This window comes from Stutzerimonas stutzeri (assembly GCF_024448985.1).
GTDB lineage: Bacteria > Pseudomonadota > Gammaproteobacteria > Pseudomonadales > Pseudomonadaceae > Stutzerimonas > Stutzerimonas stutzeri_AP.
On sequence record NZ_JAMOII010000004.1, the window covers coordinates 1 to 21,059 of the forward strand.

Annotated in this window: 20 protein-coding genes; 7 read left to right on the top strand and 13 right to left on the bottom strand. The window is 62.3% G+C overall.

Going from position 1 to position 21,059, the window contains the following annotated elements; translation table 11 throughout:
• Nucleotides 1-167 precede the first annotated feature (167 nt).
• Complete coding sequence (locus NA647_RS07345; protein WP_256057082.1) at nt 168-941, bottom strand: YdcF family protein; 774 nt, start codon at nt 939-941, stop codon at nt 168-170.
• A 69-nt stretch (nt 942-1,010) separates the two neighbouring features.
• Entirely contained in the window at nt 1,011-1,463 is a 453-nt protein-coding gene (locus tag NA647_RS07350) for a hypothetical protein (protein ID WP_256057083.1), read from the bottom strand.
• Nucleotides 1,464-1,717: 254 nt separating this feature from the next.
• On the opposite strand from NA647_RS07350, the gene leuS reads away from it, so the two are divergent.
• From leuS to lipA, 6 genes are all read left to right on the top strand, one after another.
• On the top strand, nt 1,718-4,324 hold the full coding sequence (leuS, locus tag NA647_RS07355; RefSeq protein ID WP_256057084.1) for a leucine--tRNA ligase: 2,607 nt from the start codon (nt 1,718-1,720) through the stop codon (nt 4,322-4,324).
• A gap of 44 nt (nt 4,325-4,368) precedes the next feature.
• A complete protein-coding gene (gene lptE / locus NA647_RS07360; protein ID WP_256057085.1) occupies nt 4,369-4,974 on the top strand; it encodes an LPS assembly lipoprotein LptE in 606 nt (201 codons plus the stop codon).
• A gap of 39 nt (nt 4,975-5,013) precedes the next feature.
• Nucleotides 5,014-6,042, top strand: coding sequence for a DNA polymerase III subunit delta (holA, locus tag NA647_RS07365; RefSeq protein ID WP_256057086.1), 1,029 nt, complete (start codon nt 5,014-5,016; stop codon nt 6,040-6,042).
• A 240-nt stretch (nt 6,043-6,282) separates the two neighbouring features.
• Nucleotides 6,283-6,432: an alternative ribosome rescue factor ArfA gene (gene arfA / locus NA647_RS07370; protein ID WP_256047526.1), complete on the top strand. Its 150-nt coding sequence runs from the start codon at nt 6,283-6,285 to the stop codon at nt 6,430-6,432.
• 60 nt (nt 6,433-6,492) lie between these two features.
• Complete coding sequence (locus NA647_RS07375) at nt 6,493-7,797, top strand: lytic murein transglycosylase (RefSeq protein ID WP_256057087.1); 1,305 nt, start codon at nt 6,493-6,495, stop codon at nt 7,795-7,797.
• A 390-nt stretch (nt 7,798-8,187) separates the two neighbouring features.
• Nucleotides 8,188-9,240, top strand: a complete 1,053-nt coding sequence (lipA, locus tag NA647_RS07380) for a lipoyl synthase (protein ID WP_256057088.1) — start codon at nt 8,188-8,190, stop codon at nt 9,238-9,240.
• A gap of 94 nt (nt 9,241-9,334) precedes the next feature.
• On the opposite strand, the gene lipB is transcribed toward lipA, so the two are convergent.
• The 11 genes from lipB to NA647_RS07435 form a co-directional block, all read right to left on the bottom strand.
• Nucleotides 9,335-9,991 (bottom strand): lipoyl(octanoyl) transferase LipB, encoded by a 657-nt coding sequence (lipB, locus tag NA647_RS07385; RefSeq protein ID WP_256057089.1) that lies wholly within the window; start codon nt 9,989-9,991, stop codon nt 9,335-9,337.
• A gap of 73 nt (nt 9,992-10,064) precedes the next feature.
• The gene (locus tag NA647_RS07390) at nt 10,065-10,349 is read right to left on the bottom strand and encodes a DUF493 domain-containing protein (protein ID WP_256057090.1); all 285 of its coding nucleotides are present in this window, start codon (nt 10,347-10,349) and stop codon (nt 10,065-10,067) included.
• A 60-nt stretch (nt 10,350-10,409) separates the two neighbouring features.
• Nucleotides 10,410-11,567: a D-alanyl-D-alanine carboxypeptidase family protein gene (locus NA647_RS07395; protein ID WP_256047521.1), complete on the bottom strand. Its 1,158-nt coding sequence runs from the start codon at nt 11,565-11,567 to the stop codon at nt 10,410-10,412.
• Nucleotides 11,568-11,628: 61 nt separating this feature from the next.
• Nucleotides 11,629-12,621: a septal ring lytic transglycosylase RlpA family protein gene (locus NA647_RS07400; protein WP_256057091.1), complete on the bottom strand. Its 993-nt coding sequence runs from the start codon at nt 12,619-12,621 to the stop codon at nt 11,629-11,631.
• Nucleotides 12,618-13,601: a lytic murein transglycosylase B gene (gene mltB / locus NA647_RS07405; RefSeq protein ID WP_256057294.1), complete on the bottom strand. Its 984-nt coding sequence runs from the start codon at nt 13,599-13,601 to the stop codon at nt 12,618-12,620. The genes NA647_RS07400 and mltB overlap by 4 nt, the downstream gene beginning before the upstream one ends.
• A 47-nt stretch (nt 13,602-13,648) precedes the next feature.
• A complete protein-coding gene (rodA, locus tag NA647_RS07410) occupies nt 13,649-14,794 on the bottom strand; it encodes a rod shape-determining protein RodA (RefSeq protein ID WP_272889599.1) in 1,146 nt (381 codons plus the stop codon).
• Nucleotides 14,791-16,680: a penicillin-binding protein 2 gene (gene mrdA / locus NA647_RS07415; RefSeq protein ID WP_256057092.1), complete on the bottom strand. Its 1,890-nt coding sequence runs from the start codon at nt 16,678-16,680 to the stop codon at nt 14,791-14,793. Before mrdA ends, rodA begins: the two co-directional genes overlap by 4 nt.
• 16 nt (nt 16,681-16,696) lie before the next feature.
• Nucleotides 16,697-17,164, bottom strand: a complete 468-nt coding sequence (gene rlmH / locus NA647_RS07420) for a 23S rRNA (pseudouridine(1915)-N(3))-methyltransferase RlmH (protein ID WP_025243223.1) — start codon at nt 17,162-17,164, stop codon at nt 16,697-16,699.
• A gap of 9 nt (nt 17,165-17,173) precedes the next feature.
• Nucleotides 17,174-17,533: a ribosome silencing factor gene (rsfS, locus tag NA647_RS07425; protein WP_021209688.1), complete on the bottom strand. Its 360-nt coding sequence runs from the start codon at nt 17,531-17,533 to the stop codon at nt 17,174-17,176.
• A 14-nt stretch (nt 17,534-17,547) separates the two neighbouring features.
• Nucleotides 17,548-18,207 carry a nicotinate-nucleotide adenylyltransferase gene (nadD, locus tag NA647_RS07430; RefSeq protein WP_256057093.1) on the bottom strand — a complete coding sequence of 220 codons (660 nt, stop codon included), beginning with the start codon at nt 18,205-18,207 and terminating at the stop codon, nt 17,548-17,550.
• Nucleotides 18,207-19,472: a glutamate-5-semialdehyde dehydrogenase gene (locus NA647_RS07435; RefSeq protein WP_256057094.1), complete on the bottom strand. Its 1,266-nt coding sequence runs from the start codon at nt 19,470-19,472 to the stop codon at nt 18,207-18,209. Before NA647_RS07435 ends, nadD begins: the two co-directional genes overlap by 1 nt.
• Nucleotides 19,473-19,730: 258 nt before the next feature.
• Here NA647_RS07435 and NA647_RS07440 point away from each other — a divergent pair, with 258 nt between their 5' ends.
• Nucleotides 19,731-21,050, top strand: a complete 1,320-nt coding sequence (locus NA647_RS07440) for a bifunctional DedA family/phosphatase PAP2 family protein (protein WP_256057095.1) — start codon at nt 19,731-19,733, stop codon at nt 21,048-21,050.
• The last annotated feature ends 9 nt before the right edge of the window (nt 21,051-21,059 follow it).

A 21,059-nucleotide genomic window follows, 5' to 3' on the forward strand; every position in this document is an offset into this window, starting at 1 on the left:
GCGGATGCCCCTTCGCCCAGCCCTCCAGCGCTTTTTAATCATCCTCTTTTCCGTAAAGAATCGGTTAAACCAGACCGTAGCCTGGATTAGCCGGAGGCGTAATCCGGGTCTCCGAAGGCGTAACCTAACGGGCCGCCGTTCGTCCCGCCTCCAGCGCTCTTGTTGTCCTAGCCCTCCTGGGCCGTATAAATCAATGGATAAACCAGCATCCCGACGGCTTCGTTGAGCAGCATGCCGTTCTGCCAGACGGCTTTGGTTTCGGGCAGCCAGCCACCGAACGGCCTCCCGTTGGGCACGCCAAGGAAGCCCACCGGCGCGGTTATCACCTGCAGACCGAACTGCTCGAAACACCAGCGCGCCCGCGGCATATGCGAGGCCGAGGTCACCAGTACGATTCGCTCGATTCCCGCGGTCTTGAGCATCTGTGCGCTGTACACCGCGTTCTCCCAGGTAGTGCGACTCTGCTCTTCCAGCCAGCGTGTCGGGGTGGCGAAGTCGCGCTGCAGCGCTTCGGCCGCCAGCAAGGCTTCGCTCGGCGGTTGCCCATAGTGCAGGCCGCCGCTGGCCAGGATCGTTAGCCCCGAGGCCTTGGCCAACCGCGATGCGTAACGCAGTCGCTCGAGCGCGATATGGCTGGGCTGGTCGGAGCCCCAGCCTGGATCAGCCTGCTCGCGACCGGCGCCGAGCACCACGATGGCTTGCGCCTGCTGACCAAGCTCGGCCCAATCGGTCCACTCCAGCGCCTGCTCGCGCTCCAATGCCCGTGCTGCCCATTCGACGGTCACTGGCAAGCTCATCAACCACAGCCCGCCGAAGCCGATCACGAAACAGAACGCGGCCAGCCGCGGCGCTCGCCGCCGAAGCCACCAGGCGGCAAGCAACAGCAGAAGCAGGCCGCCCGGTGGCAGCAATAGGTGTTTGAAGAAATAACGAATCGGCATACGCAGCTCCAGCACTCTGGTTGCTGCAACTCTACCTGCCGAGGCGTCCGTCCGGTAAGGCGGACGCCATCAATGCTTTGGGTAGGTATGCAACCGCTGCCGAGCCCGTAGCAATTGCGAACCGCAGGCCGAGCAGGCGACCGGGCCCGCCCCGTCAGGCCAGGTCACGCAGGCACCACAGAGCGCACAGCTCATGAACTGCTGCAGCGACACCGGTGCCTGCTTACTTCGCTTGCCCGGATGATGGCGCAGCACGTTGCGCAGGGCCGGGCGCTCGGCCTGGCGCACCAGCTGCGCCTGCTCTTCGGCCGCTGCATGCCAGCCCGACAGCCACTGCGAATCCTGTTGCAGATAGGCACGGATCAACTCGAACTCGGCAGGCGTCAGCCCGCCGACCTCCAGTTCGGTCGCCGCACTGGCATTACCGCCTGCTGCTCGTTCCGCCTCTTCCAGCGCCAGGGTCAACCGCTGCAGTACACGCCCGTATAGGTTGCCCTCATCCGCTTCGCGCTCTCCACCCATGATTCACCTCCGTTCGTCCCGCCCCCTGTACAAGCGTAGCTCAGACTCGAACGACACCACCGCGAGCGACAAACGGGCCCGCGTGGCTCCCGGCAAATCGGGTTTCCCTCGGTCGCTGGGGGTCATGTATGCTACGGAGCTTCCATGCTTTCGCATCCAGCCCGTTGCGCCGCCGTTCGCCAGGTCCCGACCCGGCATTTCCGCAGCCCGTCGCCGCTTCGCGAACAGCCAGCCCCTATTCAACGCCAGTAGCCATGCACGAACAGTATCAGCCCCGCGAAATCGAAGCCGCCGCGCAGTCCCACTGGGATTCGCAGAAATCCTTTGAAGTGAGCGAACAGCCCGGCAAGGACACATTCTATTGCCTGTCGATGTTCCCCTACCCCAGCGGCAAGCTACACATGGGCCACGTGCGCAACTACACCATCGGCGACGTGATTGCGCGCTACCAGCGCATGCAGGGCAAGAACGTACTGCAGCCCATGGGCTGGGATGCCTTCGGCATGCCGGCTGAAAACGCCGCGATGAAGAACCAGGTGGCGCCGGCCAAGTGGACCTACGAGAACATCCAGTACATGAAGACCCAGCTCAAATCGCTGGGCCTGGCGGTGGACTGGACGCGCGAAGTCACTACCTGCAAGCCGGACTACTACCGCTGGGAGCAATGGCTGTTTACCCGCCTGTACAAGAAGGGCGTGATCTACCGCAAGAACGGCACGGTGAACTGGGACCCGGTGGACCAGACCGTACTGGCCAACGAGCAGGTCATCGACGGCCGTGGCTGGCGTTCGGGCGCGCTGATCGAGAAGCGCGAAATCCCCATGTATTACTTCAAGATCACCGCCTACGCCGATGAGCTGCTGGAGAGCCTGGACGAGCTGGATGGCTGGCCGGAACAGGTCAAGACCATGCAGCGCAACTGGATCGGCAAGTCGCGCGGCATGGAAATCAGTTTCCCCTACGACGTGGCGAGCATCGGCAGCGAAGGCGTGATGAAAGTCTTCACCACGCGCCCCGATACTCTGATGGGTGCCACCTACGTCGCCGTGGCCGCCGAACATCCGCTGGCGACCCTCGCCGCGCAGAAAGATCCTGAACTGCAAGCCTTCATCGACGAATGCAAGCGTGGCGGCGTGGCCGAAGCCGACATCGCCACCCAGGAGAAGAAAGGCCTGCCCACCGCCCTGCGCGTGCAGCACCCGCTGACCGGCGAACTGCTGCCGGTGTGGGTCGCCAACTACGTACTGATGAACTACGGCGAAGGCGCGGTGATGGCGGTGCCCGCCCATGACGAGCGCGACTTCGCCTTCGCCACCAAATACGACCTGCCGATCAAGCCGGTGGTGCGCACCAGCGCAGGCGACGAGACGCCTACGCCTTGGAACGACGCCTATGGCGAGCACGGCGAGCTGATCAATTCCGGCGAATTCGACGGGCTGGATTTCGACGGCGCCTTCGATGCCATGGAAGTCGCCCTGCAGAAGAAAGGCCTCGGCCAGGCGCGCACCCAGTTCCGCCTGCGCGACTGGGGCATCAGCCGCCAGCGTTACTGGGGCTGCCCGATTCCCATCATCCATTGCGAAAGCTGCGGCGACGTACCGGTGCCGGAAGACCAGCTGCCGGTCAAACTGCCCGAAGACGTGGTGCCAGATGGCGCCGGTTCGCCGCTGGCGAAAATGCCCGAATTCTACGACTGCAGCTGCCCCAGCTGCGGCAAGCCGGCCCGGCGCGAAACCGACACCATGGACACCTTCGTCGAGTCGTCCTGGTACTTCGCCCGCTACGCCAGCCCGAACTACGACCAGGGCATGGTCGACCCGAAAGCCGCCAACCACTGGCTGCCGGTGGACCAATACATCGGCGGCATTGAACACGCCATCCTGCACCTGCTGTATGCGCGCTTCTTCCATAAGCTGATGCGTGACGAGGGGCTGGTCAGCTCCAACGAGCCGTTCAAAAACCTGCTGACCCAGGGCATGGTCATCGCCGACACCTACTACCGCACGCTGCCCAACGGCGGCAAGGACTGGTTCAATCCGGCCGATGTCATTGTCGAGCGTGACGCCAAGGCCAAGGTTATCGGCGCTAAGCTCGCCAGCGACGGCCTGCCGGTTGAAATTGGCGGCACCGAGAAGATGTCCAAATCGAAGAACAACGGCGTCGACCCTCAGGCGATGATCGATGCCTACGGCGCCGACACCTGCCGCCTGTTCATGATGTTCGCCTCGCCGCCGGATATGAGCCTGGAATGGTCCGACTCCGGCGTCGAAGGTGCGAGCCGTTTCCTGCGCCGTGTCTGGCGCCTGACTCATAGCCATGTCAGCGCCGGCCTGCCGGGTACGCTGGACATCGCCAGCCTGAGCGACGAGCAGAAAGCCGTGCGCCGTGCCATTCATCTGGCGATCAAGCAAGCCAGCACCGATGTCGGCCAGCACCACAAATTCAACACCGCCATCGCCCAGGTGATGACGCTGATGAATGTGCTGGAGAAGGCCTCCGCCAGCAACGAGCAAGATCGCGCACTCATGCAGGAAGGGCTGGAAACTGTCGCCCTGCTGCTGGCACCTATCACACCGCACATTTGCCATGAACTCTGGCAACAGCTGGGCAAATCCGGCGCCGTCATCGACGCACAATGGCCAACGGTCGACGAGTCCGCCCTGGTGCAGGACAACCTGACGCTGGTGGTACAGGTCAACGGCAAGCTGCGCGGCCAGATCGAAGTGCCGGCCAGCGCCTCGCGCGAAGAAGTCGAAGCCAGTGCACGCGCCAACGAGAACGTGGTGCGCTTCACCGAAGGCCTGACGATTCGCAAGGTCATCGTGGTGCCAGGCAAGCTGGTCAACATCGTCGCTAACTGATTCGCCTTGGCGCAGGGCGCCAGGGCTGGCAAGGGGATAACAAGATGATCAAACGCAATCTGGTGGTGGTCGGCCTGACCCTGCTGTTGAGCGCCTGCGGTTTCCACCTGCGTGGCACTGGCGAAACCAGCTTTGCCCTTGAGGAAATCAATCTGCAGGCGCGCAACAGTCATGGCGAGACCGCCAAGCAACTCGAAGAACTGCTCAAGGACAATGGCGTCAGGGTTCATCCTGGTGCGCCCTACACGCTTGATCTGGTGCGCGAGCAGAACCAGCAGCGCACCGCCAGCTATACCAGCTCGGCGCGCAGTGCCGAGTACGAGCTGACCAGCGTGCTCGCGTATGAATTCCGCGGCCCGCAGAGCACCGTTCTGCTGCAGGACAGCGTCGAAGTGCAGAAGGTCTATGTCCATGACAGCAACAACCTGATCAGTTCGGATCAGGAAGCGAACCAGCTGCGCCAGGAAATGCGTCGTGAACTTCTGCAACAGCTGAGCATGCGCATCCGTGGCATCACCCCCGCGCAACTCGATCAGCTGCAGCAGACCGCCGAGGCGAAGAAACGCGCCGAGGCCGAAGCCATCGAAGCACAGATGCGCGAGCAGGCCTCGCAACCGCAGCAATCACCCGTCGAACTGCCTATCCAGTGACCGATCGGGAGCCAGCCAGCGCTGGCTCTCGCCCTCACGATGAAATTACCTCCCGCCCAGCTCGCCAAACATCTGCAAGGCCCTCTAGCGCCGGTCTACGTGGTCAGCGGCGACGAGCACCTGCTCTGCCAGGAAGCCTGCGATGCCATTCGCAACGCCTGTCGCCAGCAGGACTTCAGCGAGCGTCAGGTGTTCAACGTCGAGACCGGCTTCGATTGGGGCCTGCTCATCGAAGCGGGCGCAAGCCTCTCGCTGTTTGCCGAGAAGCGCCTGCTGGAACTGCGCATCCCCAACGGCAAGCCCGGCGACAAGGGCGCTGCGGCGTTGATGGATTACCTCGCGCGGCCCGCCGAGGACACCGTACTGCTGATCACCCTGCCCAAGCTCGACGGCAATACGCAGAAGACCAAATGGGCCAAGGCGCTGATCGATGGCAAGCAGGTGCAGTTTCTGCAGATCTGGCCCGTCGACGCCCAGCAACTGCCGCAGTGGATACGCCAGCGCCTGTCGAGCGCCGGGCTTGCCGCCGATCAGGACGCGGTTGAGCTGATCGCAGCACGCATCGAAGGCAACCTGCTCGCCGCCGCCCAGGAAATTGAAAAGCTCAAACTGGTCGCCGAGGCGGATCGGGTCACCGTTGAAACCGTCCAGGCCGCCGTCGCCGACAGTGCCCGCTACGACGTATTCGGCCTCATCGATGCCGCATTGCTGGGGCAGCCGGAGCACATCCTGCAGATACTGACGGGCCTGCGCGGCGAAGGCGTCGAGGCGGCGGTCATTCTCTGGGCTGTGGCTCGCGAGGTTCGCCAACTCGCCAACATTGCCCAGCAATACAGTCAGGGCGTGCCGCTGGACCGCGCCTTCAGTCAGGCCCGCCCCCCGGTGTGGGACAAACGCAAGCCGCTGGTCAGCAAGGCGCTGCAGCGGCATGACGCGGCCGGCTGGCAGCGCCTGCTGATGAACGCACAGCAGATCGACGAACAGATCAAAGGGCAGGCCGAAGGCGATCCCTGGATCGGCCTGACGAATCTTTGCTTGCAACTGAGCGGACGGCGAATCGGGGTTTAGCCTGTTCGCTACCGACGGTATCTTTGACCGCGCAGACGAGGCCGAACACGTTCGGCCCTACGATCGGCGCTTGTAGTGCTAACCCCTCCGGCCTACAACCTTGCGGTCGTCCACGTACACCCACCAACCGCATCCACGCATCTGACCCGTAGGCCGAACGTGTTCGGCCGCTGTTGCACCTGGACATTTCTTGCACAACGCCTATGATGCGGCCGTGTCCCAAATAGCAGAGAAAAGCCCATGACAAAGAACCGCAAGCGGCCGAACAAGGCCAAGTCACTGGTGGCGCAACCCCTGTTCCGCAGCCGCCAGGAACAGCCGAAAAAAGGCAAAGGTAGTTACCGTCGCGAAGCCTCCCACTGGGAGGCTTCGGTCCTTCTGGCGGCGTGAAAAGCCAAGCAATTCAAAGCGTGATAAGGTCACCTGCCGATGACCTGCCGAGAGTGGTACATGTTTTACGCCTTCGTTCCCGTACTGCTGCTGCGTACCCTGATTGCCGGATCCGCGCTGAGCATCATGGTCGCCTGTGCCGCCGAGCCTGTCGATCAGGCCCCGGCAGAGCGCTCCGACCAGCAAGTCGCGCAGCCCGCCACTGATGCCACCACAGCCCCACAGTCGCAGATCGCGCCTGCGAAGCAGCAGACCTTCGCCGAATGGCGAGATGAATTCCGCAACGAGGCGCTGCAAGCCGGCGTGTCCGCCGATCTGTTTGATCGCGCATTTGAAGGCGTCACCCCCGATCCCAGCATCATTGCTGCCGACCGCAGCCAGCCGGAGTTCTCCCGTCCAGTATGGCAATACCTGGAAGGCGCACTGTCGGCCCAGCGCGTGCAAGGTGGTCAGCGCCTGCTTCAACAGCACACCAAGACCCTGGATGAGATCGAAGCGCGCTACAGCGTCGACCGCAACACTCTCGTTGCTATCTGGGGGCTGGAGAGCAGCTTTGGGCAGATCATGGGCGACAAGCCGGTGATCCGTTCGCTGGCGACCCTCGCACACGAAGGTCGCCGGCCAGGGTTCGCCAAGAGCCAGCTGCTGGCGGCGCTGGACATCCTCGCGCATGGTGACGTCGAGCCCTCTCAGCTACGCGGCTCCTGGGCTGGCGCCATGGGCCAGACACAATTCATTCCGACGACCTATAACACCCATGCGGTGGATTTCGACGGGGACGGTCGCCGGGACATCTGGAACAGCTCGGCCGACGCGCTGGCTTCAGCCGCTCATTACCTTCAGGCGTCGGGCTGGCAAGCCGGGCAGCCGTGGGGATTCGAAGTCCAGCTGCCGGAAGGATTCGACTATGCCCTCGCCGACAGCAGCCTGCGCAAGTCGCTGGCTGCCTGGCGCGCCATGGGCTTGCGCGATGTGCCGACGGGCAATGATGACGCTACGGCCAGCCTGTTGCTTCCGGCGGGCCATCGCGGCCCAGCCTTCTTGATTCTGGATAATTTCCGCTCGATCCTGCGTTACAACAATTCCTCCTCCTATGCGCTGGCAATCGGACTGCTTTCGGAGCGTTTCGATGGTGCCGGCAAAGTGCGGGGCAGTTGGCCGTTGGGCGAACAGCCACTGAGCCGGTCGGAACGAGTGGAGCTGCAGGAGCGCCTGCTCAAGCAAGGCTTCGATCCCGGCACAGCGGATGGCATCATCGGCGCCAACACTCGCAGCGCCATTCGGGGATTTCAGCAGCAACTCGGCTGGCCCGCTGACGGCCATCCGACTCAGGAGCTGCTAGGTCGGTTGCGGGCGGAGCCGTAGCGAGCATGGCCGAACTACTCGGCCATGCTCTGCCCCGAGCCACCCATCTCTCCAGGCAGATCACGCAGCTTCGGTAGCCCATTCCTGACCGACAGTACCGCCTCTTAATAATGCACGCGGAGCGCTGGCCGGTAGGTCAGCTGCGAGGATGAGCGCGGCATACACATCGGCCAGCTCCGCTGCCGAGTGGCCGGTGCGCCACGCTCACCGTAGTGCTGAGCTGAGCAGTTCGCCAGCCAGTTGCAAGATTGAAACCCGCGTGTTCGGCGGCTGGCTGCCGGCCTGGACTGCACGACGCTAGACGGACTGAACGGTCAGTGCCTGTGATAAACTGCGCCGCGGCCACAAACCGCCTCGTCCCCGGAGCCTCTAGCGGAGCCCAGAAAGCCGATGTCCGATACCTCCCAGCCCAAAACCGTTGCCAGCGGCGAAAAATTCCGCACCACTCAGGGCATCACCGCGATCAAGGACGGGCAGAAGCGCCGCGCCTCAAGCGAACCCCAAGTGTTCGAACCCAAGCCCAAGTGGCTGCGGGTCAAGGCACCCAGCGGCAGCCGCTTCGAAGCGGTCAAGCGCAATGTCGGCGAACACCGTCTGAGCACCGTATGCCAAGAATCCCACTGCCCGAACATGGGCGAATGCTGGTCCAACGGCACCGCCACCATCATGCTGATGGGCTCGGTGTGCACCCGCGCGTGCCGTTTCTGCGCGGTGGATACTGGCAATCCCAACGGTTGGCTGGATCAGGAGGAGCCACAAAACACCGCCAAGTCGGTGGAGCTGATGGCGCTGCGCTATATCGTGCTGACCTCGGTGGACCGCGATGACCTGGACGACGGCGGTGCCGCACACTACGCCGCTTGTGTGCGCGCCATCAAGGAGCGCACCCCGCAGGTAGTGGTAGAGGCCCTGACCCCGGACTTCGACGGCGACCTGCAAGCCATCGAACGCGTAGTGGACTCCGGCCTGGAAGTCTTCGCGCAGAACGTCGAGACGGTCAAACGCCTGACCCATGAAGTGCGCGACCCCCGCGCCGGCTACGAGAAGACCCTGCGCGCACTGGAACATGCCAAGCGCCACCGCCCGGATGTGCTGACCAAGACCAGCCTGATGCTGGGCCTGGGCGAAAGCGACGAGGAAATACTGCAGACCATGGATGACCTGCGTGCCATCGGCGTGGACATCCTCACCCTCGGCCAGTACCTGCAGCCGACCCGCAACCACCTATCGGTCAAGCGCTGGGTCAGCCCGGAAGAATTCAACCGTTTCCGCGATATCGGTCTAGGAAAAGGTTTTATGGAAGTCGCCGCCGGCCCGCTGGTGCGCTCCAGCTACCGAGCCGACCGGGTGTTCGAGAAGAATAACCTGGGCCTGGCCGCCCCGGTGCCAGTGCCGGGCCAGCCGTTTGATAGCAGCCTGATTCCGACCCTCAATCTGAACTGATCGGGTCGAACAGCGCCTGCCCCTAGGCTTCGCCTGGGGACAGGCGTTTCATATCCGCCATGCCCCGCACACATTGGATGAGCAAGCGCCCGGCTTAGCCATCTATTGCGCCCGTCAGCGTCTGCTGCTGCGAGTAGCCGAGGTGCTTGACCAGCTGATCACGCAGGCGGGCACTGACCTCGGAAAACTCTATTGGCCCAGCGACCAGATCGGCCATCTGGGTCATGCTCATGCCGGCGTAGCCGCAGGGGTTGATTCGCCTGAAGGGTTCCAGATCCATATCCACATTGAGCGCCAGGCCGTGGAACGAGCGCCCGTTACGGATGCGCAGGCCTAGGGATGCGATCTTCGCGCCGTTAACGTAGACGCCAGGCGCATCGGGCTTGGCTACGGCGTGCACATCGTAGCTGGCAAGCAGGTCGATCAGGCTTTGTTCGATACGGCTAACCAGTTCACGCACGCCAATACTCAATCGCCTGACGTCCAGCATCAGGTAACACACCAGCTGCCCGGGGCCGTGGTAGGTCACCTGGCCACCGCGATCGACCTGAACCACCGGAATATCGCCGGGTAGCAATAGATGCTCGGCCTTACCTGCCTGTCCTTGGGTAAACACAGGAGGATGTTGCAACAGCCAGATTTCATCTTCGGTGGTCGGGACGCGCTCGTTGGTGAAGCGCTGCATGGCCTGCCAGGTGGGCTCGTACTCGACCAGCCCGAGGTCACGAACACCGAGCATTGCGGGAGCCATCAGCGAACACCAAATTCAGAGAAATTGAATACCGTCTTGTCGGTAACGTTGCGTGCCGATGGAGCGCTTTCCATCACAGCACCATATGCACGCGCCCGGTAGCGCGCAGATCGACGTGAATCGCCTGCAACTGCTCGACGCTGGTCGCGGTGATCAGCACCTGAACGGACAGAAAGCGCCCGTTGCGGCTGTCGCGCGTCAACAAGGTGGTTTCGTCAAAGTTCGGCGCATGACGCCGGATCACTTCTATCACCGCCTCGCTGAAGCCCTCGCCCGCGTCACCGATCACCTTGATCGGATAGCGCTCGCAGGGAAATTCGATTTTGGGTGGCTGTGTTTCGCTTTTGCTTTCGGTCATGACGACGGACTCGTGATCCGCAAGCACGCCCGGCGGATAGCCGAGCGCGCTCAGGTGGTATCAGTTGAAGAGATTGAAGAAGAACAGACGAATGCTATCCCAGAAACGGCTGAACAGCCCGCCTTCTTCCACGGGCTGCAGGGCAATCAGGTCGGTGCTCTGTAGTACCTGTCCATCGAGACTGACTTCGACCTTACCGATTACGTCGCCCTGCTGGATCGGCGCCATCAGCTCGGGATTGAACGTCAGACCGGCCTGCAGTTTGTCCATCTGGCCCCGCGGCAGGGTCAGGGTCAGGTCATTCGCCAGCCCAGCGCTGACCTGGTCCTGCTGGCCTTTCCAGACCCGGGAAGTCGCCAGCTCGACGCCCTTTTTGTAGAAGGTACGGGTCTCGAAGAAGCGGAAGCCGTAGGTCAGTAGCTTCTGCGTCTCGGCGGCGCGGGCCTGCTCGCTGTTGGTGCCGAACACGACGCTGATCAAACGCATGTCGTCCCGTACTGCCGACGCCACCAGGCAGTAGCCCGCCTCTTCGGTATGTCCGGTTTTAAGGCCATCGACGGTCTTGTCCCGCCACAGCAGCAGATTGCGGTTGGGTTGCTTGATGTTATTCCAGAAGAATTCTTTCTGCGCATAGATGCCGTAATGCGCCGGATCCTCGTAAATAATCGCGCGCGCCAGCTTGGCCATGTCGGCAGCCGATGAATAGTGATCCGGATGAGGCAGGCCGGTGGCGTTCACGAAGTGGGTATTGGTCATGCCCAACCGCTGGGCCGCACTGTTCATGAGATCAGCGAAGGCTTCTTCGCTGCCGGCGATATGCTCGGCTATCGCCACACTGGCGTCGTTACCGGACTGGATGATGATGCCGTGCAGCAGGTCATCGACCGAAACCTGCGTGTTGACCTGGATGAACATCCGGGAGCCGCCGGTACGCCAGGCCTTCTCGCTGACGGTGACCATATCGCTTTCGGATATCTGACCCTTATTGATTTCCAGCGTCGCGATGTACGCCGTCATCAGCTTGGTCAGGCTCGCCGGTGGCAAACGCTCGTCACCTGCATTTTCGACCAGCACCTTGCCGCTGGCCGCGTCCATCAGAACGTAGGACTTTGCAGCCAGTTGCGGCGGTGACGGAATGATCGGCGCGGCCCAAGCGGCGGGCGCGACGGCCAACACGGCGAGGAGGAACAGGCGGTGCACGAAGGTGGTTATAGTCATTGCGCTCTCAGAAGTGGTGTAGACAAAAACAAACGGCGCTTGGCCAAGACATGGAGTGGCCTCATTCGCCACTCACACGCCGCGGATTTCCCAGATTGGCAAGGCGGACGCTCTGCTCCAGCTGCGCAGCCTCATCCGGCGAGTCGATCGGCCCGAGGCGCACCCGGTGCAAAACCTGCTCCTGATGAACCACCGAACTGACGAATACCGGTGCCGTAGTCATGCCGCTGAGCTTGTCGCGTAGCAGCTGGGCGGCATCCGGATTGGCAAACGCACCGACCTGCAGAAACACTCCGGACTGGCCTGCAGCAATCGTGTTGCCGCGATCGATCTGCACCGGCAAGGTAGCGCCGGCATGCTGCGCTGGCGGAGGAGTGTACTGTTCGACAGGCTGTGACAGCGAGCGACCAGCGGGCTGACCGGCGACCTTCTGCGGCTGCGCCAGGACCATCGGCGCAGACTGGCCGCGCTCGGCCCACCACTGCTCGGGGTCGATACCTTCGACCTTGACCCGGGCGGTTCCTGTCTCCGCATAGCCTAGCTTTTTCGCCGCGGCGAAGGACAGGTCGATGATACGGTCCGAGTAGAACGGGCCGCGATCGTTAACCCGCAGCACCACGGCCTTGCCATTGTCGACGTTGGTCACCCGGACGTAGCTGGGCAGCGGCAACGTCTTGTGCGCTGCGCTCATGCCGTATAGGTCGTACTTCTCGCCATTGGCGGTGGGCTGACCGTGAAACTTGGTGCCGTACCAGGATGCCGTACCGGTTGCCTGATAGTTGCGTCCATCACCGATCGGATAATAGGTCTTGCCCAATACGGTGTAGGGATTGGCTTTGAACGGGCCGTTATGCGGCACGGGCGTCGCGTCCGGAATGGCCGAAACGTCGACGTCCCACCAAGGCGCGCCGTCCTTGTGTGGCCGTGAATAGTTATCAGGGCCGCTGATACCCGTGCTCGGCGCAGGCGTCGAAGGCTGTGGCGGTGTCGGTGAAGAGGCGCAACCCGCCACGAGCACGAGAACGGCAGACACCGCCAGCAGACGAGCAATCATTGCACGCCTCGTGCCTGGGCCAGTTGCTCGGCAAGCTGATGCACTGCCATGGCGTACATCACGCTGCGGTTGTAACGTGTGATGACGTAGAAATTGGGCAAGCCTACCCAGTATTCATCACCCTCAGCGCCGTCCAGTCGGAAGGCGGTTACGGCCGTGTCGTCTGCGAGTTCCGCCTCGGTCTGCCACTGCCAGCCGAGCTGGCGTAGCTCGGCAGCATTCTTGACCGGTTCGAGTCCTTCGGTCAGGCCATCACCGTACCGCTCGCCATTGACCGTAGCCTTGGCGACCACAGGTGCATCGGCAACCCAGCCGTGCTGCTTGAAGTAATTGGCGGCACTGCCGATGGCATCGACCGGATTCTTCCAGATGTCGATACGACCGTCGTCATCGAAGTCCACGGCGTAGGCGCGAAAGCTGCTCGGCATGAATTGCGGTAGCCCCATCGCACCTGCATAGGAGCCAGTCAAGGCCAGCGGATCGACCTGTTCTTCGCGAGCCAGCAGCAGAAACTCCTTGAGCTGCTGACGGAAGAATGGCTGGCGCGGCGGATAATCGAAGCCCAAGGTCGTCAGCGCGTCGATGACACGATAGCTGCCGGTGTTGCGGCCATAGAAAGTCTCAACGCCGATAATCGAGACGATCACTTCGGCCGGCACGCCGTAATCCTGCTCGGCCCGCGTTAGCGCAGCCTCATTTTCACGCCAGAAGTCGACGCCCTGAGCCACGCGCGAATCGGTGATGAAGATTGGCCGGTATTCCTTCCAGGGTTTCACGCGCTCCGCTGGGCGAGAGATGGCATCGAGAATTGCCTGTTTACGCTCCGCTTCGGCCAGTATTTCAAGCAACTGCTCGCTGGCGAAGCCGTAGTCATGAGTCATTTCACGCACGAATTCGGCGACCTTTTCGCCCTGATAGTCTGCCGCTAACGCCGCCGGAACTCCGCCAACCACACCGAACAGACCCGCTCCGCAGAGCACTCGTGCCAACCAGCCACGTCGTAATGGATTCAAGAAATTCACTCTATTCAAACCTGCGCGATCCACTTGCGATGGGTGTGGATCGACATCAAAACCCCGAACCCTGATAGCAGGGTCACCAATGAAGTGCCACCAAAACTGATAAAGGGCAGCGGGACCCCTACGACCGGCAACAATCCGCTGACCATCCCGATATTGATGAAGACGTAAACGAAGAACGTCATGGTCAGCGCGCCGGCAAGCAGCTTGCCGAACAATGTCTGTGCCTGAACCGTGATGACCAACCCCCGTGCGATCAGCAGAAGATAGAGCAATAGCAGCAGACAGACGCCAACCAGGCCGAACTCCTCGGCCAGGACCGCAATGATAAAGTCCGTATGGCTTTCCGGCAAAAAATCCAGATGCGACTGGGTGCCGAGCAGCCAGCCCTTGCCGAAGACGCCGCCTGAGCCGATCGCCGCCTTTGACTGGATGATGTTCCAGCCAGTCCCCAGCGGATCGCTTTCAGGATCGAGGAAGGTATGCACACGCTGCTTCTGGTAGTTGTGCAGGACGAAATACCACATGCCGACAGCGATGGGCACGAGCGCCGCAATCGCGCCTAGGACCCAGCGCCAGCGCAGCCCGGCAATGAACAGCACGAAGGCACCGGAAACCAGCACCAGCAGCGAGGTGCCCAGGTCAGGTTGTTTGAGAATCAGCACGAAGGGCACCAGGATCAGGCAGAGACTGATGATGGTGTGCTTGATACCGGGAGGCAGTGCGCGGGTGGACAGGTACCAGGCAATGGTCATCGGCATGATGATCTTCATGAATTCCGACGGCTGGAAGCGAATCACACCAGGAATGTTGATCCAGCGGGTCGCGCCCATTGCCGTATAGCCCACGAACTCCACCGCCAAGAGCAGCGCAACGACACCAAGATAGCCGAGCGGCACCCAGCGCGCCATGAATCTCGGTTCCAGCTGAGCGATGAGCAGCATGGCCGTCAGACCTATGCCGAACGAGGAGGCCTGTTTGATCAGCAGATCCCAGTTCTTGCCGCCGGCCGAATAAAGAACGAATAGACTGCCCGCTGCGAGTGACAGCAGGAGCAACAGCAGCACGCCATCGATGTGCATGCGCTGCAACAGCGTCGCGCGGCGGCGCATCACATCGGTGGTCGACAACGTACGATCAAACGTCCCGCTCATGGCTTTTCCACCTCGGCCGTCAGTGGCGGCGCATACTCGGCTTTCAGTTCGCCCGCCTCGTTCAACAACCAGGCATCCATGACCTGCTTGGCAACCGGGGCGGCGACACCAGAGCCGGACTCACCGTTTTCGACCATCACCGCCACCGCAATTTGCGGGTCATGCACCGGCGCGAACGCGACGAACAGCGCATGGTCACGATGCCGTTCGGCAAGCTTCTCGCTGTCGTATCGCTCGCCTTGCTTGATGGCAACAACCTGTGCGGTACCGCTCTTACCGGCAATACGATAGCTAGCCGTATCGCCCACCTTTTTCGCAGTCCCGCGAGCGCCGTGCAGAACCGCTACCATGCCGTCGATGGCGGCATCCCAGTAGTCTGGGTCACGCAACTCGATATCCGGCATCGGCTCCGGATCGACCGGGTACACGCCCTCGATGCTTTTCGCCAGATGCGGCCGAATCCACTTGCCATGAGTGGCCATCAACGAGGTCGCCTGAGCCAGCTGCAATGGCGTGGTCTGCATATAGCCCTGTCCGATCCCCAGAATGACGGTTTCGCCCGGATACCAGGGCTGGCGGTAACGCGCACGCTTCCATTCCCTGGACGGCATCAGGCCCGCAGTTTCTTCGAACATGTCCAGCGACACACGTTGACCGATGCCGAAACGAGTCATGTACTCGTGCATCCGATCGATGCCCATCTTATGGGCCATGTCGTAGAAATAGGTGTCGTTTGAGCGATAGATCGCCGTTTCCAGATCTACCCAGCCATCGCCGCCCCGGTTCCAGTTGCGGTACTTGTGCTTCACATTCGGCAGCTGGAAAAAACCGGGATCGAACACTTTGCTGTTTTCAGTTACCACGCCGGCATCAAGACCTGCCACCGCCATCATCGGCTTGATAGTCGACCCAGGCGGATACAGGCCGCGCAGCACGCGGTTGAACAGCGGCTGGTCGATGGAATCGCGCAGTTCGCCATAGGCCTTGAAGCTGATGCCGGTAACGAACAGATTAGGATCGAAACTCGGCTGACTGACCATTGCCAGCACCTCACCGGTTGCCGGCTGCAATGCAACCACAGCCCCGCGGCGCCCCGCCAGCGCGGCTTCGGCGGCCTCCTGCAAGTCCAGGTCGAGCGTCAGGGTGATGTCCTTGCCCGGAATCGGATCGGTGCGTTTGAGCACCCGCAGCACGCGCCCGCGCGCATTCGTTTCCACCTCCTCGTAACCCACCTGTCCATGCAATGAGTCTTCATAGAATCGCTCGATGCCGGTCTTGCCGATGTGATGGGTGCCGCTGTAATTGACTGGATCGAGCCGCTTGAGCTCCGCCTCGTTGATGCGCCCGACATAGCCGACCGAGTGCGCGAAGTGCTCGCGCTGCGGGTAATGCCGAACCAATTGCGCCGCGACCTCGACGCCTGGCAGTCGGAACTGGTCGACGGCGATGCGCGCGATCTGCTCCTCCGACAGTTCGTACATGATCGGCACCGGCTCGAAGGGTCGACGCCCTTGCAGCACGCGCTTTTCGAACAGCTCGCGCTCCTCGCTCGACAACTCGAGCACCTCGACCACGGTGTCCAGCGTCTTGCGCCAGTCCTCGGCGCGCTCGCGCGTCACCGTCAGGCTGAAACTCGGACGGTTGTCAGCAATGATCTTGCCGGTCCGATCGAAGATCAGCCCTCTGTTCGGCGGAATGGGCTGGACATGGACGCGGTTGTTTTCCGAGAGCGTCGAATGGTGCTGATACTGCACGACCTGCAGGTAATACATACGCGCGATCAGCACGCCGGTGAGCAGCAGCACGAATGCCGCACCCACAAGCACGCGCTGGCGCACCAGACGGGCATCCTTTTCGTGGTCCTTGAGGGGTATCGGCTGGGACATCTTGGGTTTGGCCGTACTACTTGTGGTAAGGGTGGCCCGACAGCAATGTCCAGGCGCGATAGATCTGCTCGCCGATCAAAATGCGTACAAGCGGGTGCGGCAATGTCAGCGGCGACAGCGACCAGCGCTGTTCGCTACGCGCGCAGACCTCAGGGGCCAGGCCCTCCGGCCCGCCAACCATCAGGTTGACGTTGCGCGCATCGAGCCGCCAACGTTCCAACTCGGCCGCCAGCTGCTCGGTGCTCCACGGTCGGCCCGTCACTTCCAGGGTGACGATGCGCTCGCCGGGCTGCACCTTCGCCAGCATGGCTTCGCCTTCCTGGCGAATCAACCGCGCTACGTCGGCATTCTTGCCGCGTGTGTTGAGCGATATTTCATGCAGCTCCAGAGGCAGCTCCGAGGGCAGACGCTTGGCGTATTCATGCCAGCCATCCTCGACCCAGCGCGGCATCTTCGAACCTACCGCGATCAGCTTGATTCGCACGGATCTACCTTATTCCTGCTCACCCGCATGCTGGGCGCGGCTCTGTTCGGCGCCCTGCCAAAGGCGTTCAAGGTCATAGAACTGACGAGTCGGTACCTGCATGACATGAACGACGACATCGCCCAGGTCGAGCAGCGCCCACTCGCCGCCGTCCAGACCTTCGCTGCCCAGCGGGCGCACGCCCTGCTCCTTGACCTTCTCGAGTACGTTATCGGCCAGCGACTTCACGTGGCGGCTGGACGTACCGCTAGCGATGACCATGAAATCGGTGACGCTGGTCTTGCCACGAACATCGATAGTGGTGATGTCGGCGCCTTTCAGATCTTCCAGGGCGCTCACGGCCAGCTGGACTAACGAATCATTTTGCATAACTTGAAACAACCTCAGTTCGACGCCCGGTAAAGTCCGTGCGCGTTGATATAGGCCAGTACGGCGTCGGGAACCAGAAAACGGACCGATCGACCACTGGCCAGAAATTGACGAATTCGCGTGGCAGAGACCCCGAGAGGTGCCTGCCAGACGAAGGCGATTTGCCCGCTGCTGCCGGCCAGCGCCAGCGGATCGTTCACGTTGCGCGCCGCCAGCAGATCACGGAGAGCTTCAGGGGCTTCGCTGTCGGCGTCAGGCCGTTGCATGACGAGAATGTGGCAGTGGTCGAGCAGCTCATCCCAGCGATGCCAGCTGGGCAAGCCGCAGAACGCGTCCCAACCCATGATGAGAAAAAGCTGATCCTCAGTTTCCAGCTCTTCACGTAGCGACTCCAGCGTGTCGAGCGTGTACGACGGTTTGTCGCGCTCCAGTTCGCGCGAGTCGACAGTGAGCGGCGGCAATTCCTGCGCAGCCAGCCGGACCATGGCCAGCCGGTCTTGCGCGGAGCTGTTCGGCGTTTCCCGGTGTGGTGGGCGAAAATTCGGAACCAGGCGCACCTCGTCGAGCCCGATCGTTTCGGCCACTTCCACAGCCCCGCGCAGGTGCCCGATGTGCACCGGGTCGAAGGTGCCACCGAGAACACCGATGCGCCGTGGCGTGCGGGCAATGCTCATCAAGTACGCACGTGGCCGTCGCCGAAGACCACGTATTTCTCGCTGGTCAGCCCTTCCAGACCAACCGGTCCGCGTGCGTGCAGCTTATCGGTAGAAATGCCGATTTCTGCACCCAGACCGTATTCGAAGCCGTCCGCGAAACGCGTGGAGGCGTTGACCATCACCGACGCCGAGTCGACTTCGGTGAGGAAACGGCGGGCATCGGTGAAGTTTTCCGTGACGATCGCATCGGTATGCTGCGAGCCGTAACGGTTGATATGTTCGATGGCCTCACCCAGGGAATCGACCAGCCGGATCGACAGGATCGGCGCGTTGTATTCGGTGGACCAATCTTCCTCACTCGCGGCCAGCACATCACCACCGAGCAGCTCGCAGGTGCGCGGACAGCCGCGCAATTCGACACCCTTGTCGCGGTAGATAGCGGCCAGCGGCGGCAGTACGCGGCCGGCAATGGCAGCGTGTACCAGCAACGTTTCCATGGTGTTGCAGGGTGCGTAGCGCTGGGTTTTGGCGTTGTCGGCGACGCGGATAGCCTTGTCGATATCGGCGGCCTGGTCGATGAACACATGGCAGATGCCGTCCAGGTGCTTGATCACCGGGACCTTGGCGTCGCGACTGATGCGTTCGATCAGGCCCTTGCCGCCACGCGGAACGATCACATCAACGAATTCCGGCATGGTGATCAGCGCACCGACAGCGGCACGATCGGTGGTTTCAACGACCTGCACCGCAGCGGCCGGCAATTCGGCCTCGGCCAGACCCAGCTGGATGCAGCGAGCGATCGCCTGATTCGAATGGATCGCCTCCGAGCCGCCACGCAGGATGGTGGCGTTGCCGGATTTCAAGCAGAGGCTGGCGGCGTCGATGGTCACGTTCGGCCGCGATTCGTAGATGATGCCGACCACCCCGAGCGGCACGCGCATCTTGCCAACCTGAATGCCGGACGGCAGGTAGCGCATGTCGCGAATTTCGCCGATGGGGTCCGGCAGGGTCGCGACCTGGCGCAGGCCCTCGATCATGTCGTCGATACGCGCTGGGGTCAGCGCTAGGCGATCGATCATCGCCTCGTCCAGACCATTGGCGCGCCCTGCCGCCAGGTCTCGCTGATTGGCTTCGACCAGCTCGCTGCGCGCAGCGTCGAGCGCGGCGGCGGCGGCATGCAGTGCGCGATTCTTCTGTGCGGTAGTGGCACGGGCGAGCACGCGCGACGCCTCTCGCGCGGCGCGACCGAGGCGGGTCATGTAGTCGATTACGGACTCGGTCATAGTCTGGCTGGCCTGACTGGAGGGAAAGCGGCTGATTATAGCCACCCACGCGCCCCGCGCACAGCGGCGCCGGGCGAATGGCAGGCAAGCGCATCAGTGCTTGCACAATCCACCGCCGCTCATTGGCCAGCAGCCCCGAGATCAAGCCGTCGCTGGCCGGAACCGAGCACTCACACCTCCGGCGTTATCATGCAACGCATTGAAACCGGAACACCCACAACCGGGTCGAAACCGTCTCGACAAAAAGGAAAACCTTCGATGCCCGAATGGCTCACCGCGCTCACCAGCTGGCTTTCCGAACATCCGCAATGGCTGGGGCTGAGTCTGTTTCTGGTGGCCTGCCTGGAATGTCTGGCCGTGGTCGGTCTGCTGATGCCCGGCACCGTGCTGGTGTTCGCCATCGCCGTGCTTGCCGGTAGTGGCGTTCTGAGTCTCGGCGAGACACTGCTACTGGGCTACGCCGGCGGCCTGCTGGGCGATCTGCTGTCCTACGGACTGGGACGCCGTTATCACCAGAACATCCGCAGCATGCGCGGCCTGCGCAACCATCCGGAATGGCTGACCCGAGCCGAGCTGTATTTTGGCCGTTACGGCATTGCCAGCCTTCTCGTTGGGCGTTTCATCGGCCCCCTGCGGCCCATGTTGCCGCTTACCGCTGGCATGCTGGACATGCCGTTCGGGCGTTTTTTGCTGGTGAGCCTGTTCGCCGCGGCCGGCTGGTCGATGGCCTATTTGCTGCCAGGCTGGACGGCCGGCGCCGCCGTACGATTGCCACTACCGGATGGTTTCTGGGGCGAGGCAGGGATCGTCATTGGCGCATTGTTGCTGCTCATCGGCGGCGTGGTGCATTGCAGCCTGCATCAGGTGCGCTGGGTTACGCCGCTGGCTGCCGCCCTGAGCACTGCAATCCTGATCGGCCTGTTCATCGGCTGGCCTTACCTGGTCGAGTTCGACGAGGGTCTGATGGCGGTCGTGCAGGGTGAGCGCAGCCCGATATTCGACCGTTTCATGGTGGTGGTAACCCGTGCTGGTGATTACCACACACAATTGTGGGCGGCAGTGCTGTTGAGCATGCTGCTGCTCGCCCTGAGACAGACTCGCGCGGCAGTTTTCGCCATTCTTACGCTGCTGGGCACCGCGCTGGCGAACGGCGCGCTGAAGGCGACGTTCGGGCGGATCCGACCGGACATTCTGGTCGAGCCCCTGAGCACTTACAGCTTTCCCAGCGGGCACAGCTCGGCGGCATTCGCGTTCTTCCTTACCCTTGGAGTACTCGCCGGGCGCGGACAGCCGCCGCGCCTGCGTCTTGCCTGGGTCCTGCTGGGCGGACTGCCGGCAACCGCCATCGCGCTGTCACGGGTTTACCTGGGCGTGCACTGGCCTACCGATGTGATCGCCGGCGCCCTACTCGCCTCAGCCTTCTGCGCGGCGAGCCTGGTCATCGTGCAATGGCGTACGCCCATGGCGGCGCTCGCGCCTAAAGTCTGGTGGCTGATTCTGCCAGCGACACTAGGACTGATCGGCGCATTCACCATCTGGGCACTGCCAGGCGCCATGCTGCTATATCGCTATCTATAACGCACCGCC

Excerpts from the sequence above, each read along its gene's own strand:
- NA647_RS07345 (WP_256057082.1), bottom strand. The coding sequence starts at position 941 with ATGCCGATTCGTTATTTCTTCAAACACCTATTGCTGCCACCGGGCGGC.
- NA647_RS07350 (WP_256057083.1), bottom strand. The coding sequence starts at position 1,463 with ATGGGTGGAGAGCGCGAAGCGGATGAGGGCAACCTATACGGGCGTGTA.
- leuS (WP_256057084.1), top strand. The coding sequence starts at position 1,718 with ATGCACGAACAGTATCAGCCCCGCGAAATCGAAGCCGCCGCGCAGTCC.
- lptE (WP_256057085.1), top strand. The coding sequence starts at position 4,369 with ATGATCAAACGCAATCTGGTGGTGGTCGGCCTGACCCTGCTGTTGAGC.
- holA (WP_256057086.1), top strand. The coding sequence starts at position 5,014 with ATGAAATTACCTCCCGCCCAGCTCGCCAAACATCTGCAAGGCCCTCTA.
- arfA (WP_256047526.1), top strand. The coding sequence starts at position 6,283 with ATGACAAAGAACCGCAAGCGGCCGAACAAGGCCAAGTCACTGGTGGCG.
- NA647_RS07375 (WP_256057087.1), top strand. The coding sequence starts at position 6,493 with ATGTTTTACGCCTTCGTTCCCGTACTGCTGCTGCGTACCCTGATTGCC.
- lipA (WP_256057088.1), top strand. The coding sequence starts at position 8,188 with ATGTCCGATACCTCCCAGCCCAAAACCGTTGCCAGCGGCGAAAAATTC.
- lipB (WP_256057089.1), bottom strand. The coding sequence starts at position 9,991 with ATGGCTCCCGCAATGCTCGGTGTTCGTGACCTCGGGCTGGTCGAGTAC.
- NA647_RS07390 (WP_256057090.1), bottom strand. The coding sequence starts at position 10,349 with ATGACCGAAAGCAAAAGCGAAACACAGCCACCCAAAATCGAATTTCCC.
- NA647_RS07395 (WP_256047521.1), bottom strand. The coding sequence starts at position 11,567 with ATGACTATAACCACCTTCGTGCACCGCCTGTTCCTCCTCGCCGTGTTG.
- NA647_RS07400 (WP_256057091.1), bottom strand. The coding sequence starts at position 12,621 with ATGATTGCTCGTCTGCTGGCGGTGTCTGCCGTTCTCGTGCTCGTGGCG.
- rodA (WP_272889599.1), bottom strand. The coding sequence starts at position 14,794 with ATGAGCGGGACGTTTGATCGTACGTTGTCGACCACCGATGTGATGCGC.
- mrdA (WP_256057092.1), bottom strand. The coding sequence starts at position 16,680 with ATGTCCCAGCCGATACCCCTCAAGGACCACGAAAAGGATGCCCGTCTG.
- rsfS (WP_021209688.1), bottom strand. The coding sequence starts at position 17,533 with ATGCAAAATGATTCGTTAGTCCAGCTGGCCGTGAGCGCCCTGGAAGAT.
- nadD (WP_256057093.1), bottom strand. The coding sequence starts at position 18,207 with ATGAGCATTGCCCGCACGCCACGGCGCATCGGTGTTCTCGGTGGCACC.
- NA647_RS07435 (WP_256057094.1), bottom strand. The coding sequence starts at position 19,472 with ATGACCGAGTCCGTAATCGACTACATGACCCGCCTCGGTCGCGCCGCG.
- NA647_RS07440 (WP_256057095.1), top strand. The coding sequence starts at position 19,731 with ATGCCCGAATGGCTCACCGCGCTCACCAGCTGGCTTTCCGAACATCCG.